This window comes from Desulfuromonas sp., assembly GCA_002869615.1.
Taxonomy (GTDB): domain Bacteria; phylum Desulfobacterota; class Desulfuromonadia; order Desulfuromonadales; family UBA2294; genus BM707.
Window position 1 is genome coordinate 1 of sequence record PKUH01000111.1, and the last position, 16,515, is coordinate 16,515.

At 55.0% G+C, this 16,515-nt stretch carries 20 protein-coding genes and 1 pseudogene; 11 read left to right on the forward strand and 10 right to left on the reverse strand.

Annotation, left to right across the window (positions count from 1 at the left end):
* Nucleotides 1-346 precede the first annotated feature (346 nt).
* Nucleotides 347-772 carry an esterase gene (locus tag C0623_13625; protein PLX98087.1) on the reverse strand — a complete coding sequence of 142 codons (426 nt, stop codon included), beginning with the start codon at nucleotides 770-772 and terminating at the stop codon, nucleotides 347-349.
* 49 nt (nucleotides 773-821) lie between these two features.
* Nucleotides 822-1,718 (reverse strand): EamA/RhaT family transporter, encoded by an 897-nt coding sequence (locus C0623_13630; GenBank protein PLX98088.1) that lies wholly within the window; start codon nucleotides 1,716-1,718, stop codon nucleotides 822-824.
* A gap of 328 nt (nucleotides 1,719-2,046) precedes the next feature.
* Between C0623_13630 and C0623_13635 the strand changes: the two genes are divergently transcribed.
* The 5 genes from C0623_13635 to C0623_13655 all read left to right on the forward strand — a co-directional run bounded on the left by C0623_13635 (nucleotide 2,047) and on the right by C0623_13655 (nucleotide 5,977).
* Complete coding sequence (locus tag C0623_13635) at nucleotides 2,047-2,847, forward strand: amino acid ABC transporter substrate-binding protein (protein ID PLX98089.1); 801 nt, start codon at nucleotides 2,047-2,049, stop codon at nucleotides 2,845-2,847.
* Nucleotides 2,848-2,931: 84 nt separating this feature from the next.
* Nucleotides 2,932-3,831 (forward strand): ABC transporter permease, encoded by a 900-nt coding sequence (locus C0623_13640; protein PLX98146.1) that lies wholly within the window; start codon nucleotides 2,932-2,934, stop codon nucleotides 3,829-3,831.
* Complete coding sequence (locus C0623_13645) at nucleotides 3,824-4,558, forward strand: peptide ABC transporter ATP-binding protein (GenBank protein ID PLX98090.1); 735 nt, start codon at nucleotides 3,824-3,826, stop codon at nucleotides 4,556-4,558. The genes C0623_13640 and C0623_13645 overlap by 8 nt, the downstream gene beginning before the upstream one ends.
* A gap of 532 nt (nucleotides 4,559-5,090) precedes the next feature.
* Nucleotides 5,091-5,288: a hypothetical protein gene (locus tag C0623_13650; protein PLX98091.1), complete on the forward strand. Its 198-nt coding sequence runs from the start codon at nucleotides 5,091-5,093 to the stop codon at nucleotides 5,286-5,288.
* Nucleotides 5,289-5,299: 11 nt separating this feature from the next.
* The gene (locus tag C0623_13655) at nucleotides 5,300-5,977 is read left to right on the forward strand and encodes a zinc/iron-chelating domain-containing protein (protein ID PLX98092.1); all 678 of its coding nucleotides are present in this window, start codon (nucleotides 5,300-5,302) and stop codon (nucleotides 5,975-5,977) included.
* Here the strand turns inward: C0623_13655 and C0623_13660 are convergent.
* Nucleotides 5,922-6,848 (reverse strand): dihydrouridine synthase, encoded by a 927-nt coding sequence (locus C0623_13660; GenBank protein PLX98147.1) that lies wholly within the window; start codon nucleotides 6,846-6,848, stop codon nucleotides 5,922-5,924. The two genes, C0623_13655 and C0623_13660, sit on opposite strands and share 56 nt — an antisense overlap.
* A gap of 121 nt (nucleotides 6,849-6,969) precedes the next feature.
* On the opposite strand from C0623_13660, the gene C0623_13665 reads away from it, so the two are divergent.
* Both C0623_13665 and C0623_13670 read left to right on the forward strand, forming a co-directional pair.
* The gene (locus tag C0623_13665; protein PLX98093.1) at nucleotides 6,970-7,965 is read left to right on the forward strand and encodes a hypothetical protein; all 996 of its coding nucleotides are present in this window, start codon (nucleotides 6,970-6,972) and stop codon (nucleotides 7,963-7,965) included.
* A 37-nt stretch (nucleotides 7,966-8,002) separates the two neighbouring features.
* Nucleotides 8,003-8,437 (forward strand): intradiol ring-cleavage dioxygenase, encoded by a 435-nt coding sequence (locus C0623_13670; protein PLX98094.1) that lies wholly within the window; start codon nucleotides 8,003-8,005, stop codon nucleotides 8,435-8,437.
* A gap of 41 nt (nucleotides 8,438-8,478) precedes the next feature.
* On the opposite strand, the gene C0623_13675 is transcribed toward C0623_13670, so the two are convergent.
* Entirely contained in the window at nucleotides 8,479-8,844 is a 366-nt protein-coding gene (locus tag C0623_13675) for a hypothetical protein (protein PLX98095.1), read from the reverse strand.
* A gap of 131 nt (nucleotides 8,845-8,975) precedes the next feature.
* On the opposite strand from C0623_13675, the gene C0623_13680 reads away from it, so the two are divergent.
* Nucleotides 8,976-9,659 (forward strand): 3-methyladenine DNA glycosylase, encoded by a 684-nt coding sequence (locus C0623_13680; protein PLX98096.1) that lies wholly within the window; start codon nucleotides 8,976-8,978, stop codon nucleotides 9,657-9,659.
* 8 nt (nucleotides 9,660-9,667) lie between these two features.
* Here C0623_13680 and C0623_13685 read toward each other — a convergent pair whose 3' ends face one another.
* Entirely contained in the window at nucleotides 9,668-11,311 is a 1,644-nt protein-coding gene (locus C0623_13685) for an acetolactate synthase large subunit (protein ID PLX98097.1), read from the reverse strand.
* Nucleotides 11,312-11,442: 131 nt separating this feature from the next.
* On the opposite strand from C0623_13685, the gene C0623_13690 reads away from it, so the two are divergent.
* Both C0623_13690 and C0623_13695 read left to right on the forward strand, forming a co-directional pair.
* The gene (locus C0623_13690) at nucleotides 11,443-11,628 is read left to right on the forward strand and encodes a hypothetical protein (protein PLX98098.1); all 186 of its coding nucleotides are present in this window, start codon (nucleotides 11,443-11,445) and stop codon (nucleotides 11,626-11,628) included.
* Between the two features lie 78 nt (nucleotides 11,629-11,706).
* A pseudogene (locus C0623_13695) lies at nucleotides 11,707-11,918 on the forward strand (hypothetical protein).
* Nucleotides 11,919-11,941: 23 nt separating this feature from the next.
* Here C0623_13695 and C0623_13700 read toward each other — a convergent pair.
* The 5 genes from C0623_13700 to C0623_13720 are packed head-to-tail and all read right to left on the reverse strand — an operon-like array spanning nucleotide 11,942 to nucleotide 15,357.
* Nucleotides 11,942-12,373 carry a hemerythrin gene (locus tag C0623_13700; GenBank protein ID PLX98099.1) on the reverse strand — a complete coding sequence of 144 codons (432 nt, stop codon included), beginning with the start codon at nucleotides 12,371-12,373 and terminating at the stop codon, nucleotides 11,942-11,944.
* Nucleotides 12,374-12,399: 26 nt separating this feature from the next.
* Nucleotides 12,400-12,849 (reverse strand): hypothetical protein, encoded by a 450-nt coding sequence (locus C0623_13705; protein PLX98100.1) that lies wholly within the window; start codon nucleotides 12,847-12,849, stop codon nucleotides 12,400-12,402.
* 23 nt (nucleotides 12,850-12,872) lie between these two features.
* Nucleotides 12,873-13,289: a hemerythrin gene (locus C0623_13710; GenBank protein PLX98101.1), complete on the reverse strand. Its 417-nt coding sequence runs from the start codon at nucleotides 13,287-13,289 to the stop codon at nucleotides 12,873-12,875.
* 20 nt (nucleotides 13,290-13,309) lie between these two features.
* Nucleotides 13,310-13,855, reverse strand: coding sequence for a lipocalin (locus tag C0623_13715; protein ID PLX98102.1), 546 nt, complete (start codon nucleotides 13,853-13,855; stop codon nucleotides 13,310-13,312).
* A complete protein-coding gene (locus tag C0623_13720) occupies nucleotides 13,852-15,357 on the reverse strand; it encodes a DUF2867 domain-containing protein (protein ID PLX98103.1) in 1,506 nt (501 codons plus the stop codon). Before C0623_13720 ends, C0623_13715 begins: the two co-directional genes overlap by 4 nt.
* 111 nt (nucleotides 15,358-15,468) lie before the next feature.
* Here C0623_13720 and C0623_13725 point away from each other — a divergent pair, with 111 nt between their 5' ends.
* Nucleotides 15,469-16,419: a DUF1722 domain-containing protein gene (locus C0623_13725; GenBank protein ID PLX98104.1), complete on the forward strand. Its 951-nt coding sequence runs from the start codon at nucleotides 15,469-15,471 to the stop codon at nucleotides 16,417-16,419.
* Nucleotides 16,420-16,515: the final 96 nt, after the last annotated feature.

Below are 16,515 nucleotides of genomic sequence, written 5' to 3' on the forward strand. Positions count from 1 at the left end.
GAAGAACCGCCGGGTCCCGGCCCGGCAGCCGGGTTCATTTCTTTATTAAGCGATAAAGAAACGAACCAAAGAAACCGCTCCCTTGCAGGGGGCTTTTTTGTGCGGGCTGGATTGTTTCTGTTCAATTGTGTTGCCGGGGAGTTTGCCTTGAGGCAAACGCAACACGTCGCTGTGGCGGTTGCGGTTGGGCTGCGGTTGAGTGAACGCGGTGCCAAAGGGCGGCCTCAAGAGCTCCGGGGTAAGTCAAAGGCTCCAATGGATGTCCCCTTCGGCTACTTCGGCGAGCTCAGTACAGGACAACTCAGGGCAGGCGATCAGAGTCGAAAAGCAGACGGGGACAGAGCAATCACCTCTTGGCAACCACCGCCACCGTCAACCGCGACACGCAGATCAGCCGCTCCCGCTCGTCGACAATCCGGATGTCCCAGACCTGGGTCGCTCGTCCGAGATGAATCGGGCGAGCGGTTCCGGTGACAACACCATCGGTTTTGGCCCGCACGTGATTGGCGTTGATCTCGATGCCGACACAGTCGAACTTTCGGGCATCGACCGTCAGGTAGGCACCGTAGCTGCCGAGAGATTCGGCCAGAGCGGCCGAGGCACCGCCATGCAGCAGACCGGCCGGCTGTACCGTACGGTGATCGACCGGCATGGTCGCAACCAGGAAATCGTCACCGACTTCGGTAAAAACCATCTCGAGTTGTTCGAGCAGCGTCTGTTTTGCTTTTTCATTGAGCTGCTTCAGGGTCGGTTGGTGGAACCAGATAGACATGCAAACACTCCTTTTTCTTACGTATAGCATGCGCGACATTTATGGAAAGTCAATCAGCTTGCCCCAGTTTCCGGCTGATCAGCGGCCATGATTCGGCAACGATCATTCCGAGGACAATCAGGACCCCACCGCACCAGGCAACTGCGGTCAACCGCTCGGCAAGCAGCCAGACCGAGGCGGCGGCGGCAAAAACCGGCTCCAGGGTATAAATCAGGGCGGCCCGGGTCGGGGTCGTCAGGCGTTGGAAGGTCGTCATCACCCAGAAGGCGTAGACCGTCGCAAAAACCGAGCAGACGAGCAGGGCGACCACTAACTGCTGATCCCAGACGCGGGGCCAAAAGAACGGTTCGAAGAAGAAGCTGCCGACAAAAGCGAGCAGCGCCATGGTCGTGATCTGCACACAGGTGAGGGCGAGCCCATTATAGCCCGCGGTCCAGGCATCGAGCCCGAGGATATGCAGAGCGATAAAAATCGAGCAGATAAACACCAGGGCATCCCCGGGATTGAGGTGCCAGGGCGATTGCCAGGTCAACAGCAACAGGCCGGCAAAAGCCAGTCCGACCCCGATCCTGGCCCCGAATGCCGGCGGCTTTTGCAGAAGCGGCCCGGCCAGCAGCGGCACCCAGACGACATTAAGCCCGGTCAGAAAGCCGGTATTGGCGGAGCTGGTGCGATCAAGCCCCCAGGTCTGAAACAGGTAAGAGAGGAAAAGCAGGCAGCCGAGAAGAACGCCGCGTTTGACGCCGCGCCGGTCGAGGGTCAAAAGCTTCGGGCCGGCGAGCAGCGCCAGCAGGATTGCCGCCAGGGCAAAACGGACCCAGAGAAACGCCATGACCGGCAAGTCGACGATCGCTTCCTTGACCAGGGGGAAGGTTCCTCCCCAGAAGATGGTCACGGTCACCAGCAGAAACTCTGCAAGTCCGCGCTTGGGTTGTCTCAATTTCACTCTTGCAGCTCTTTCAAGCCCGACTTCCGGGGCGGCATCGATGCTTGAGGTTGTAACTTGGTTTGCGGGTGTGCTATAAGCGTTTTAGCCACCCGAATAAAAGTTTGCCAACACCAAACGAGGCGGGAGCATAGCATGGACCGAGGGAAAAAGGAACCGATTCAGATCAAGTGCCCCCGCTGCAAACTCACCAGAATCATCTACATCCCCGAACAGGATATCCCGAATTGCCCGGACTGCAATATTCCAATGATCATCAGCGAACTTCTCGATGAAGGGAAATCATACTGAGCCCTTAATTGCCAGATAAAAAATCAAGGAGGAAAACATGAAAAAGATACTCTCTCTGCTGCTCGCCCTGCCCCTGGTCCTCAGCGTCATCACTATGCCGGCCTTCGCCGGAACTCTCGAAGAAATCCAGAAGCGCGGCACCTTGCGGGTCGGCATGGAGCCCGGCTATATGCCGTTCGAGCTGACCAATAAAAAGGGTGAAATTATCGGTTTTGATGTTGACATGGCCAAGCGTATGGCCAAGGCGATGGACGTCGAACTCGAGCTGGTTTCGACGGCCTGGGACGGTATTATCCCGGCCCTTCTGACCAAAAAATTCGACATCATCATGTCCGGCATGACCCTGACCCAGCAGCGCAACATGAAGATCAACTTCGCCGAACCCTACATCGTTATCGGCCAGACCATTCTGCTCAAAAAGAGCCTTGCCGGGAAGGTCAAGTCGTACAAGGATCTCAACGACAAGAAGTACACCGTCGCCTCGAAGCTCGGCACCACCGGCGAGCAGGCAACCAAACGGATGATTCCGCGGGCCAGGTACATCTCTTACGAAACCGAGCAGGAAGGAGTACTGGAACTGGCCAACGGCAAGATTGATGCATTTATCTACGACTTGCCCTATAATGCTGCTGCCTTTGTCCAGCGCGGTCAGGGCAAAATGGTGCACCTCGACAAATCCTTCACCTACGAACCCCTCGCCTGGGCAATCCGCAAGGGTGATTACGACTTCGTCAATTGGCTCAACAACTTCCTTAACCAGGCCAGGAACGACGGCACCTACGACAAGATCTACCGGAAATGGTTTGAAGATGATGCCTGGCTGAAGGATCTGCAGTAAAAAGAAAGCGGAAGGATCTTTACTTTGCATACCACACCGAAACTGTGGTTCTGGAAACTCCTGTTGGCGGTCATCCTGATCGGGATGGCCGCCGGCATCTGGGGGGCCGCCAAAAGGATTGACTACACCTGGCGCTGGGAACGCGTTCCACAGTATTTTTTCTACGAAGCTGAAACCTCACAGAAGATCCCCTTTGACGGCGTTGTCAGCACTATCTCCGAATCGGGACAGACCACAAAGCTCATCCTGACTTCCGAAACCGGTGAAACGGTAACCGTCAAGATTGACAGTGAGACCTTGCGCGTCAGCGAGGGCGAAGAGCTGTTTGCAGACGATACGGTCGGATTTACCAAACAGTGGCGTTTCGGTCCGCTGATGACCGGACTCTGGACGACGCTCTGGCTCTCGGCCGGCGCCAGCGTTCTGGCGCTGATCATCGGACTGCTGGTCGGTCTGGCCCGAATTTCGCGCAACTACACGGTGCGCAGCCTCGCCGCCCTCTACGTCGAATTTATCCGCGGCACGCCGCTGCTGGTGCAGATCTTTATCGCTTATTTCTTTATCGGTACGGTCTTCGACCTGAGCCGCAACGTCGCCGGGATGGGAGCCCTGGCCATTTTCGCCGGCGCTTATGTTGCCGAGATCGTCCGCGCCGGCATTCAGTCGATCTCGCGGGGGCAGATGGAGGCGGCCCGCTCGGTCGGCATGAACCTGATTCAGTCGATGTGGCACATTATCCTGCCGCAGGCTTTCAAACGGATACTCCCGCCGCTGGCCGGACAGTTCATCAGCCTGATCAAGGATTCATCGCTGGTCTCGGTCATCGCCATTACCGATCTGACCAAATCGGGCCGGGAAATCATCACCAGCACCTTTGCAACATTTGAAATCTGGCTGACCGTTGCCGCCATGTACCTGATTGTCACATCGGTTCTCTCGCAGCTGGTTTTCTACCTTGAACGGAGGCTTGCAGTCAGTGATTAAAGCCAGAAACGTCGAAAAAATATTTACCGGGCGCGGCCAGGAAGTTCGCGCTGTAGACAATGTCTCGACCGATGTCAAAAAAGCCGAGGTTGTGGTCATTATCGGACCTTCAGGTTCCGGCAAATCTACCTTCCTGCGCTGCCTCAACGGACTGGAAACATTTGAAGCCGGCCATATCGAAATCGACGGCATGGACCTGGCGAACCGCAAGACCGACCTCAACAAGATTCGGGCCGAAGTCGGCATGGTATTCCAGCAATTCAACCTGTTCCCGCACAAATCGGTCCTTGAAAACATCACCCTTGCGCAACAGGTTGTGCGCAAGCGCGATCGGGCAGCCGCCGAGAAGAAAGCCCGCGAGCTTCTGGTCAAGGTCGGCATTGCCGAAAAAGAATCGGAATACCCGTCACGCCTCTCCGGCGGCCAGCAGCAACGGGTGGCCATCGCCCGGGCCCTGGCGATGGATCCGAAGATCATGCTCTTTGATGAGCCGACCAGCGCCCTCGACCCGGAGATGGTCGGCGAAGTTCTCGATGTCATGAAACAGTTGGCCAAAGAGGGGATGACCATGGTCGTCGTGACCCATGAGATGGGCTTTGCCAGGGAAGTCGCCGATCGGGTTCTGTTCATGGATGCCGGCAAACTGGTGGAAGAAGGAACGCCGGAGGAAATTTTCGGCAATCCGCAAAACGAGAGGACCAAGCTGTTCCTGAGCCAGATTCTCTGAAGCAGCGGAAGAGAGGCTGAATCATGCCCGACAACAACAAGCCCCCTGGGGATTGTCAGCAACCGGCTTATCACAGGATGCACCTTTGCATTCTCAGGCACATCAGCAAGCAGGAGGTCGATCAGTTGACGCTGAACCCGGCTTATCGCTGTCTGCGCTGTGATCTGAAGGCCGATCAGGGCGAGAACCTCTGCCAGCCGAAAAGGATCTGATCGTCGAGAAAAAAGGCCCGCAGCTGCAGCTACGGGCCCCTGGCATCTAAACCGTCAGTTATGAACAGTCTCATTTGCCACTCGGCTTTACAGCAAAATTTTTGCCAAGTTGACCTCGGCTGTAAAAGGCACTGGAAATATTCAGCTTTGCATAGAAGTGACATTCCCGGACCGTAAAACAGCCGCTGAATCCGGTCATTTCAATCGCCATATAACCAAAGCTGCCATGCGTCAACATACTTTTGCTGGGTCACTATATGCCAGCTGCCAGCCTTGCATTCGGCACAGGGACCGCTAAGATGATATTAACCTGCCGGAGTATGGAGAAACCGATGAGTGATGAGATTCCTGACGATTGTTTGTTGCCGGAATACCATTTCAAGCATATCTGTAAATTGCGCAAGAAGGGAATGGTACGTGAGATACAGGAACTGGCCGCTGACGCAGATTATAGATGTGCCAAATGCAAAGCCGAGGCGCAAAAAGAGCGCAACCTCTGCCAATCGGTCAAAATCTAAGAAGATCTTCTTTGCAAACAATACTCGCACAATACAAAGCACTCCTGGAAACGGTCGACGCGTGGTTTGATCGCTGTCTTTCCCGGTATGACGATCAGGTCTCATGCAAGAGGAACTGCAGCGGCTGCTGTCGCGGGCTGTTCGATATCAGCCTGCTCGATGCCGCCCTGCTACAGCAGGGTTTTGCCGAGCTTGAGCAGCAACAGCAAGAGAACTGCCGGAGTAAGGCCCGGAGCCGAGTACAGATGCTACGGTCACGCTGGCCGCAATTCGGACCACCATTTATTCTTAACGATCTGCCCGGCAACGAATGGCAACGGATGCCGGAAGATGACCAGACCCCCTGCCCGCTGCTGTCCGATACCGGGAGCTGCCTGGTCTACCGCTACCGGCCGATGACCTGCCGTTTGCACGGATTGCCCAATATCGACCTGTCGGGAGAATCTTTCTCCGATGATTACTGCACCCTGAACTTTCGCGACATTGATCCGTTAAAGATCCCGGAACTGCGTTGGCAATTCCGGGATTTATTTACACAGGAGTTTGACCTGCTCGGAGCTTTTAGCGAGCGGCTAAGCGGACAGCGCCGGCTCGAACTCGACACGTTCATTCCGACAGCCCTGCTGATAGATTTCAAGCGGACAGACTGGCGGCGAGCACCCTTTGGCGAAAAAGGTTGTACGTCCTGATCCGCTTCAGCTCCCGCGCAAATCCGACCAGGTCGGTATCCTCGATCGCCGCCAGAACCCCTTTCAATTTTGCCAGAACCTGGGCTTGTCCGCAAAACAATTCTTCGTACGGGTCGAAGAGCCGCTGCAGCAAGAGGCAGAGGTTCCTGACCTTTTCGTCAGCCGTCGGCTGATGAAACTCGTTTCGGCGCAACCGTTCAAATAATAGCGGATCCGAGAACACGCCACGACCGAGCATCAGGCCGGCGGCGCCGGTCTGCTCAAGAATACGCCACCCGACATCCGCCGTGAAGATATCGCCATTGGCGATAACCGGCAGCGCTGTTGCCCTGACGACTTCGGTGGTGACCCGGTGATCGGCCTTGCCGCTATATTTCTGAATAACCAGCCGGGGATGGAGCACCAGAAAATCGACGCCGGCCGTTTCGAACATCGGCAGGACGGCAAAGATCTGTCGCTGATCATCGAATCCGGCTCTCAGCTTGACCGAAAGGGTTCCCGTGAATGATTCGCGCAATCCGCTCAGTATTTCGGGCAGCCGACCCGGATCCTTGAGCATGGCGCCGCCGGTCTGGCCGGTCGTCATTCGACCATAAGGACAGCCCATATTGAGATTGAGATGCTTCGCGCCCCGGGCAGCAACTTCCTGCGCCGCCTTGATCAGGCCTTCGGCACTGTTGCCAACCAGTTGCACGACCAGCGGCACGTCGCCGTGCACGGCGCCGGCCTCGATGCGGTCGCTGTTGGCGATCCTTTTGCGCGAAACCGCGCAGACCCGGACAAACTCGGTAAATACGGTGTCGGGATGTACCCAGTCAATCAACGCCCGGCGCATGGCCCGGTTGGTCAGGCCCTGCATCGGTGCCAGCATCAGCGGCAAACAATTTTCATTCCAGGGAAGTTGTGATATCTCAGCCATTCCGGCTTCACTCCGATTCTCTTTTTGCAATCAGTATGGTACCCTTCCGGGATCGAGACAACAAGGAAAAGTCATGAATCAATCACTCTGGCCCGAAGTTGATAATTATCTATCCGAACCACACCGCGAGAATCTGCTGCGTCGTCTCCGGCCAAACCTTGAAAGCTGGATAAAGAAGAGAGGTCTGCCGGTCGAAATCTGGCAGGTGATCGAAACGGCCTACCTGCCCCTGGCCGCTTATCTTGCCCGGGAAATAGACGAAAAAGGTTGTCGTATTCTCGGTGTCAGCGGTGGCCAGGGGGCGGGCAAATCAACCCTCTCCGGTTTGCTTATCGAAATTCTTGCCCAGGGCTTCGATAAAAAGGGAGTCACTTTTTCGATCGACGATATTTATCTCAGCCACGCCGAAAGGCAGCAGCTGGCGGTTGATGTCCACCCGCTGCTGGCAACGCGTGGCGTTCCCGGCACGCACGACCCTCTACTCGGACTCTACCTGCTCCAACAACTCAAGGTCGCGGGCGAGGGAGACATGGCCCATCTTCCGGTGTTCGACAAGGCCATTGACGATCGGCTTCCCCCCGATCAGTGGAAAATCGTTGAAGGCCCATTCGATCTGATTATTTTTGAAGGATGGTGTGTCGGGGCGATGCCGCAAACTGAAGCCGAGCTGCATCAGCCGGTCAACAATCTCGAGCGGCAGGAAGACACAGAAGGGATATGGCGCCGATTTGTTAACGACGAACTTTCCGGCTCCTACCTTGAGCTATTCGCCGCGATCGACATTCTCCTGATGTTGAAAGTTCCAGGCATGGAGCAGGTCTATGAGTGGCGCTTAAAACAGGAAGAGCAGTTGCGGGCACAACAAGGTGATAACGATTCGGCCTCACGCATTATGAATCGAGAGCAAATAGAAAGGTTCATCCAGCATTATGAGCGCATCAGCTGCAGCATGTTGAAGGAGATGCCGGAGCGGGCCGACCTGGTCTTCACCCTCGATCAAAGGCAACGCATTCAGAATATCACCTGCCGCAAGGATGCTGTTTCGCCTGTGAATCCCGGTCTGTTATAATTGTGACATGATGTGACGAGCACTGAAGACAATTTCCATGATCTTGCTTTTTCTTTCAGGACCGTTGGTTGCTTCCGCCACCGAGACTTTCCGTTGCCAGCCGACACGCCCTGACGCCGATGGTCCGTTTTACCGCGCCGACGCCCCGGAGCGGCACAAGATCGGTGAAGGATACCTTCTGACCGGCGCTGTCAAATCGGCCGCCGACTGTTCTATTATTCCAGGAGCGAAAATCGAAATCTGGATGAACGGCCCTGACGGCCGTTACGGCGATGAGTGGCGGGCAACTCTTTTTGCCGACCCGGAGGGGAAATACCGGTTCGAAAGCCATCTGCCGGTCGCCTACGGGAGTCGCCCTCCGCACATCCATATCATTGTCAACATGCCCGGATACCGGGAACTGATTACCCAGCATTACCCGAAGAAAAAGTCGAAAAAAGCAACTTTTGATCTTGTTCTGATTCCGGAATAAATAGCGTTCAGAAAAGAAGCCGGCCGGACCGAAGATTGCGCCTATTTATGTTTGAGCAGATCATAAACCGTCGCCGAACTGTCAAATTCATCCGGGAACCGCCCGGCTTCTGCAACTGCCGCTTTTTCAAATATCAGGACAGAATTGCCTATGGCAATCTTATCCTTGTTTTCTAGGATGATTTTTTCGGTGACCAATCGACCGTTCAGGCGGGTGCCGTTGGTGCTTCTCTTGTCTTCGAGAAAATACGCTTCGCCGCGGCGGAAAATTTCGGCGTGATAGCGGGAGACGGTCGCCTCGTTGATCCGCACATGGCTCAACTTCTCCCGGCCGATCCGGGTCGAATCACCGAGTAGCGGGATCTCCGTTTTCAGTTTGCCATTTTCGATAATCAGTAACCGCGCCATGTCGCCTCCTGCATCATCGGAATTATAGGCGAGAACAACCGCTGAGACAAGAAGACAAAAACCAAATTTCCGGCATGATGGATTCCCGCGAGCCGGACGCTGTCAACAGAATGGCAACGAGGAGGCCCTGAATGAAAACCTTTGCCGAAATCACTGAACGGGCAGCCCGGCGCAAGGGCGGCATGAATGAGTTGAAAAAACTGCTGCCGGATGGCATCAAAACGGCAAAGCAGCTGGGAACGATCACCGATGACCGCTGGTTGTCGGGCATGACCCGGGCCGTGTTCAAGGCCGGATTCGTCTGGAAGATCATCGACCACAAGTGGCCCGGCTTTGAAGAGGCATTCTGGAATTTCGATCCGGCACGCTGTGCCGGCCTCTCTCCCGACGAGGAAGATGCGCTTTGCCGCGACCAACGAATTGTCCGCAATCGGCAAAAAATCCTGACGGTACCGCACAATGCGGTGATGATCATTGAAGCCGGCCGCGAACATGGTTCATTCGGTCGAATGGTTGCCGACTGGCCGGCAGATGATTTTGTCGGCCTGCTCGATTACCTCGGCCGCAACGGAGCCCGGCTCGGCGGCATGACCGCCCAGTACTTCCTGCGCGCCATGGGCAAGGACGGTTTTGCCCTGTCGCGCGACGGGGTTGCCGCCCTGATCGACGCCGGAGTCGTCAGTAGACAGCCGACAGGCAAGGCTGATAAGAAGAGAGTCCAGGATGCCTGCAATCTCTGGTCAGACGAGTCGGGATATGGCCTGGCCGAGATCAGCCGGATTCTCGCATTGTCGATCGATGCACCAAAAACCTAGGGAAAGCCTCAGATCAGGCAAACCTTCTCCTTGAGCTCATCAACCAGAACCTGGTTGTTTTCCGAATAGTCGATCGGCACATCGATCAGATGCAGACCGCCGTCCGAAAAACAGGACTCAAGCAATGGTAAAAAATCCTCCGCCTGTTCAACCCGGTGGCCATGCGCACCGAAGCTTTCGGCAAATTTGACAAAATCAGGGTTCGTGAATTCGAGGCCGAAATCCTCGAACCCCATGCTGTACTGCTTCCAGCGGATCATTCCGTAGGCAGAATCATTGAGGATCAGGACGACCAGATCAAGGCCGAGGCGAACGGCCGTCTCCAGTTCCTGGCAGTTCATCATAAAGCCGCCGTCACCGGTCACCGCCATAACCCGCCGGGAGGGATAGATCCGGGCCACTTCCATCGCCGAAGGGAGACCGGCTCCCATCGAGGCAAGGGCGTTATCGAGCAGAACGGAGTTCGGTTCGGAGGCGAGATAGTTGCGGGCAAACCAAATCTTGTACATCCCGTTATCCATGGCAAGCACACCGTTATCGGGCATCACCCGGCGCACATCGGCAACGATCCGTTGCGGCTTGAGCGGATATCCTGAATCGCTGGTTTTTTCGCGCAGATGCTCACATAAATTCGCCCGTACCCTCTGGAAATAGGAAAAATCTTTTTCCAGTTCACCGACTTCTTCGGTGAGCCGAAAGATACTGCTCGAAATATCACCGACAACTTCCTGTTGCGGGAAATAGACATTGTCGACGGTCGCCGAATTGAAATTCACATGAATCACCTTGCGCCCATTATGTTCCATGAAAAAAGGTGGTTTTTCGACGACGTCATGCCCGACATTGATCACCAGATCGGATCGATCAATGGCGCAATGGATATAATCGTTTTCCGAGAGCGCCGCCGTTCCGAGAAAACGGGGGTTGTGTTCGTCGACTACTCCCTTGCCCATCTGGGTATTGAAAAAATAGACTCCGGTCCGGTCGACAAACTCACTCAACGCCTTGCGGACCAGTTTGCGGTTGGCGCCGGCGCCGATCAGCAGCAGCGGATACTCAGCGGCCCTGATCATCTTTGCTGCCTCTTTGATGACCTTGTCATCAGCCTCGGGACGGCGGGCATGGCTGACCTGGAAAAGATGCGTCTCTCCTTCGACCTGTTCGGCGGAGACATCCTCGGGAAACTCGAGATGAACGGCTCCCGGGCGCTCTTCCTGGGCGACCCGGAAGGCCTCGCGAACCGTTGAGGCGATCCGGCTGACGTTTACGATCTGCCGTGAATACTTGGTCAGAGGCTCCATCATCCTGACCACGTCGACGATCTGGAACTGCCCCTGTTTGCTTTTTTTGATCGGTTTCTGCCCGGTGATCATCATCATCGGGAACGCCCCGAGCTGGGCATAGGCAGCCGCTGTCACCAGGTTGGTCGCGCCCGGACCGAGGGTGGCGAGGCAGACCCCCACCTTGCCGGTCAATCGGCCGTAGGTGGCCGCCATGAACCCGGCCCCCTGTTCATGGCGGGTCAGGATGAGCTCAATTGAAGATTTCCGGATCGCATCGAGGAGATCGAGATTCTCTTCGCCCGGCACACCGTAAACAACATTAACGCCCTCGTTTTCAAGCGCACTGACAAACAATTCGGATGCATTCATGATGGTTTCCTTTGGCAACTTCGGATGTATATATAAGATAACACCTGACGAAACACCTACAAGTGCGGTTGCGATCCGGCTGGTCCCGGAGAAAACCTGCGGTATAATCTAATGACCAAAAGGAGGGATGCATGACAACCGAGCTGAATTGCCAGAATCCGGAAGAACATCACCAGCATCTCTGCGTGTTGAAAACAAAGCTCAGCCGGTCCGAGCTGAAAAAACTGACCAGGCATCCGCACTATAAATGTGAGATCTGCAAAGGGATGGCCAACCACGGTCGCAATCTCTGTGTGCCGAAAAAAATCCGTTCCTGACCCCCTTCCCTTGACTTCAGCCATTTTCTAAGGGACGGCAGGTCAATCTGGCAGGAATCGAATCAGGGAGTTTCAGCCATAAGCAATTGCGGATGCGGCTATAGTGCCGGCAGTGACGGTTATGCCGGAGGTCAGGACTTGGTCGAATTTATTTGCCGGGCATACGGCGGGGGGACGGGTCAGCCTTCAGACTGAAGACGTTTGGCAAAAGCCACCCGGATTGCGGCGGGGTACACATTATCGCGCCACCGGGCAGTAATGATCCACCAGCGATACAGTTTTCCGGAGCGGGTTCAAGCGACCTGGACAGGATCTATTCCTTGAAAAAAGATTTTTGCGCCTCTTCACTCAGCTTGCGAAAATGCTTGCCGAATTCGCCGTCAACTTCGGCAATATGTTGCTGAAACCATTCCTTGAGAAATTCAATCAGTTCAAAAGCCGAAATCCGTTGGTTCGACTGATAACTTTCGTACATGGCCCGAACCTCGGCTTGCAGCCGCCGGTGCTCAGCCAGGTGGGGCTCGAGGTCGGGGTAGCCATACTGGCGCATCTCCGCCTCTTCGAAAGCGAAGTGTTCTTCGACATACAGCACTAATTTTTCCAGGTTTTTGCCGGCGGTCACGTCTGCCGCAGAAGAACCGAGCGCAACGAACAGTTCGTTAATCATATTGACGATCATGGTATGCTGCAGATCGATCTGCGGCAGACCCGTTTCATACTCTTCGCGCCATTTAAAATAGACCATACTCGTGACACCTTCCCTTTTCGGTTTCAGCTAGCTGACGCCTGCAATGCCAGCCAGACAACAATCGTGTATCGCGCAAGTTTACCAAGCCCGGCGAGAATAACAAACCGGGGGAAATTAATGCGCAAAATCCCCCCGACCAGACAGATCGGATCACCAATGACAGGCAGCCAGGTAAACAACAATGACCAGAAACCATAGCGCTGATAAAACTGTTCCGCCCGCAACCTTTTCTCAGGATCAATCCGCAAGACCTTTTCCGTCACCCATGAACTGCCATAAATGCCGAGGCCATAGGTTGTGCAGGCGCCAAGGGTATTGCCGGAAGTTGCGATCAGCAAGGAGACGGTCGGGTCATATTTTTGCATAATCAGCAGCGCCAACAGCCATTCCGAGCCGAGCGGGACAAGGGTTGCCGCCAGAAAACTGAGGATAAAAAGGGCGGTCCAGGCCGAGTCGGCAATCAGGCTATCCATCCGGATTCAACAGGTTGAGAGAATCAGACGAGAAGACTGCGGCCCTGGTTAACCAGATACTGTCCAAAGGCGCGGTCGGCTTTGGCAATATGGTTTTTCAGCCAATCGGTTAAAAAGTTCAGAAGTTCAAAGGTCGCGACCTCACCACCCTGCAACTGGACTTTTTTCAGCTCCAGAACCTCTTCACGCAGCAGGTCGTGCAAATAGATATGGCCATCGAAATCGGGATAATGGTTCTGACGCATCGCCGCTTCTTCCGTTTCGAAATGAATTTCAACATATTGCAAAAGCCGGTTCAGGACGACATTGACCGTTTCACTCGAATGTTCCGACTTGAGTGCGGCATAAAGCTCATTGATCATCTTGACCAGCTCCTTGTGCTGATCATCAATCTTGGGGATTTTGAGTTCGTAATCCTCGGTCCATTCAAACAGAATCATTACCGGATCTCCCTGGATAGCTATGGTGCCGCGTCATCGTGTTCATGTCGAACAATCAACAAGCGCTCGACAGCAAAACCGAGCGATTCGGCTTTTGCAAAAAGTTTCTGCATGAGCTCCTGATCGATTTTTTTCTGGCGGGCCAGAAGCCAGAGATAATCCCGATTCGGACCACAAACAAGAGCGTACTGGTAATCTTCCTTATCAAGATTGATAATATTATAACCGCCGTAAAAGGGCCAGAAAAAGGTTACCTTGAGGCGACCGGTTTCCGGCCCGGCAACGAAATAAGCCCGACCTTTCGCCTCTTTCCAGACCTTCTTCTCGTAATTGTACCCCCGGTTGATCACATCGAGACCGCCATCCGGCCGGAGTTTGTAGGTCGCGGTAACATTCGATAGCCCCCGCTCGAAACGATGATCAAGTCGGGCAATTTCATACCATGTGCCGAGATAACGATTCAGCTCAAAGCCCCTTACCGGTTCAATCCCCACGGGTATGCCGGTGCAGCCGGAAATTCCGAGAATCGACATTAAGGTAAAAATTATATTTTTCCCGATCTTCATGTCGTCACTCGCTGCGGCCCGGCCAGAACCTTCTTTTCGAGGTGCCGGCCGACGCCACGCAGCATGCCGTTGAAAACCAGGCCATGGAAGGGTAGAACAAGGTACCAGTAAAGAATGCCGAACAGCCCGTTCGGAAGAAAATGCGCTTTCAGTTGCAGACAGGTTTCATCCGGCTTCTGTTCCTCAATCCGAAACTCAAGGATGGCTGATCCCGGCAATTTCATCTCGGCGACCAGTTGCAGGGAGTGGAACTTCTCGACCTTCCTGACCCGCCAGAAATCGAGGACATCTCCGGTGGCCAGCTCGAGCGGGCATCGGCGGCCGCGCTGCAATCCGACGCCGCCGACCAGACGGTCCATCATCCCGCGGACCTCCCAGAGCCAATCGGCATAATACCAGCCGGTGCCGCCGCCGATTTTCAGGATGGCATCCCACACCTCTTCTCGTGATGCAGCGAAGGTTATCTCCCTGGCATCCACAAACCGGGTCCCTCCGGCCCATTCCGGATCGGCCGGATCGATCCATTCGACCGGTGGTAGAGCGCCGGCATCAAACCACGAGCTTTCAATCTCGTGGTTCCGGGTCTGCACCAGGGCCAGACGGATCGCCTGTCGGCAGTCGTACAGTTGTTGCGGGATCAATTCGCGAATCCGCAAGTCCTGACAAACAACCCTGTTACTCAGACCCTCGGCAAGCGGTCGCGCCAGGGCAGCCGGTACCGGTGTCACCAGGTGGATCCAATAGGAGCTGAGACGCGGCGTCAGAACCGGAACCGGCACGATCAGGCGGCGGCGCAATCCGGCTTCCTCAGCAAAGATTTCCATCAGCTGGCGGTAGGTGGTTACGTCTTCCTGACCGATATCAAAGGTTTCACCGATCGTCCCGGCAGAGTCAAGACACCCGACCAGATAGTTGAGAACGTTGCGAATCCCGATGGGCTGACAGGCGGTATCGACCCAGCGCGGAGTAATCATCACCGGCAGCCGCTCAACCAGGTAGCGAAGGATTTCAAATGAAGCGCTGCCGGAGCCGATAATCATCGCTGCCCGCAATACCGTAACCGGAACCGATCCGCTTTTCAGAACTTCTTCAACTTCGCGGCGTGACTGCAGGTGGTGACTGAGCTCCGATTGATCGTCACCGAGACCGGCAAGATAGATGATCTGCTCGAGCTTTGCATCCTCCGATGCTGCAGCCATGTTGCGCGCGGCGGTCCGGTCGATCTCGGCAAAATCGGAGCCGGGCACGCCCATTGAATGGACCAGGTAGTATGCAGCACGGCACCCCTTGGCGGCCGCGGCCAATGATTCGTAATCGAGAAGGTCGCCTTTGACAATCTCGAGGCTCTCATTCTGCGCCCAGACCCTGGACAAGATCTTTTCCGGGGTTCGAACCAGGGCACGCACTCGGAACCCGGCCTGCAGCAGAGCCGGAATCAGGCGGGCACCAATGTAACCGGAAGCGCCGGCGACGAGAACCGGTTTTTCGTTATTCGGGGTCATTTGTTCATCCCTGGTGGCAAGTTTTTCTATTATCCGAAAAGTTGAAGCGCAATACAACCATACCATTCTTATTAATCCCTGATAGAATAGCTTAATAAAAAGGAGAAAGCCATGTCGGATAAAATACGCCTCGGGATCAGCTCCTGCCTGCTCGGTGAAAAAGTCAGGTTCGACGGCGGCCATAAACTCGACCGGTTCCTGGTCGACACCCTCGGCCAGTATGTCGATTATGTACCGGTATGCCCGGAAGTCGAGGTCGGGCTGCCGACCCCCCGGGACGCCTTGCGGCTGATCGGCGACCCCGAAAACCAACGGCTGGTTTTTTCCAGGAACGGCGAAGACATAACTGAAAGGATGAACGAATGGGCTGAACGAAGGGTCCGTGATCTCGAAAAAGAGGAGCTGTGCGGTTTTGTCTTCAAGAGCAAATCCCCGAGCAGCGGCATGGAACGCGTGCGCCTGTACGACAAGAACGGCGTCCCGAACAAAGTCGGAGTCGGTCTGTTCGCCAGAGCTTTCATGGAACACTTTCCGCTACTGCCGGTCGAAGAGGACGGGCGACTGCACGACCCGAAACTTCGCGAAAACTTTATCGAGAGTATCTTCACCTTCAAAAGATTGCGCGAATCGATGGCCGCCGGCAAAACTCGGGGCAATCTCGTCGACTTCCATACCCAGCACAAACTGCTCGTCATGGCCCACAGCCCGGAGCTGTACCGCGAATTGGGAAAGCTGGTAGCAGCAGCAAAATCATTTACCATCGATGAACTTTATGATCAGTATATCGTCCTGCTCGGCAAGGCACTTCGCCTGAAGACCACGCACAGCAAAAACGTCAATGTATTGCAACACATCCTCGGGTATTTCAAAAAGCAGCTCAGCAGCGATGAAAAAAAAGAAGCCCTTGATCTGATCAACCGGTATCGTAATCAGTATGTCCCGTTGATCGTACCACTCACCCTGCTCAACCATTTCGTGCGCAAGTACGAACAGAGCTACCTGAAAGACCAGGTCTATCTCGAACCCCATCCGGTTGAATTGAAACTAAGAAACCACGTATAAGTGGATCATAAACGAAGACCGCCGGTTCCATTCGGAACCGGCGGTCTGTCTGCGTTTCAATAAAGGAGGAAGAAGGTTTAACCTGAAGCCCGCCTG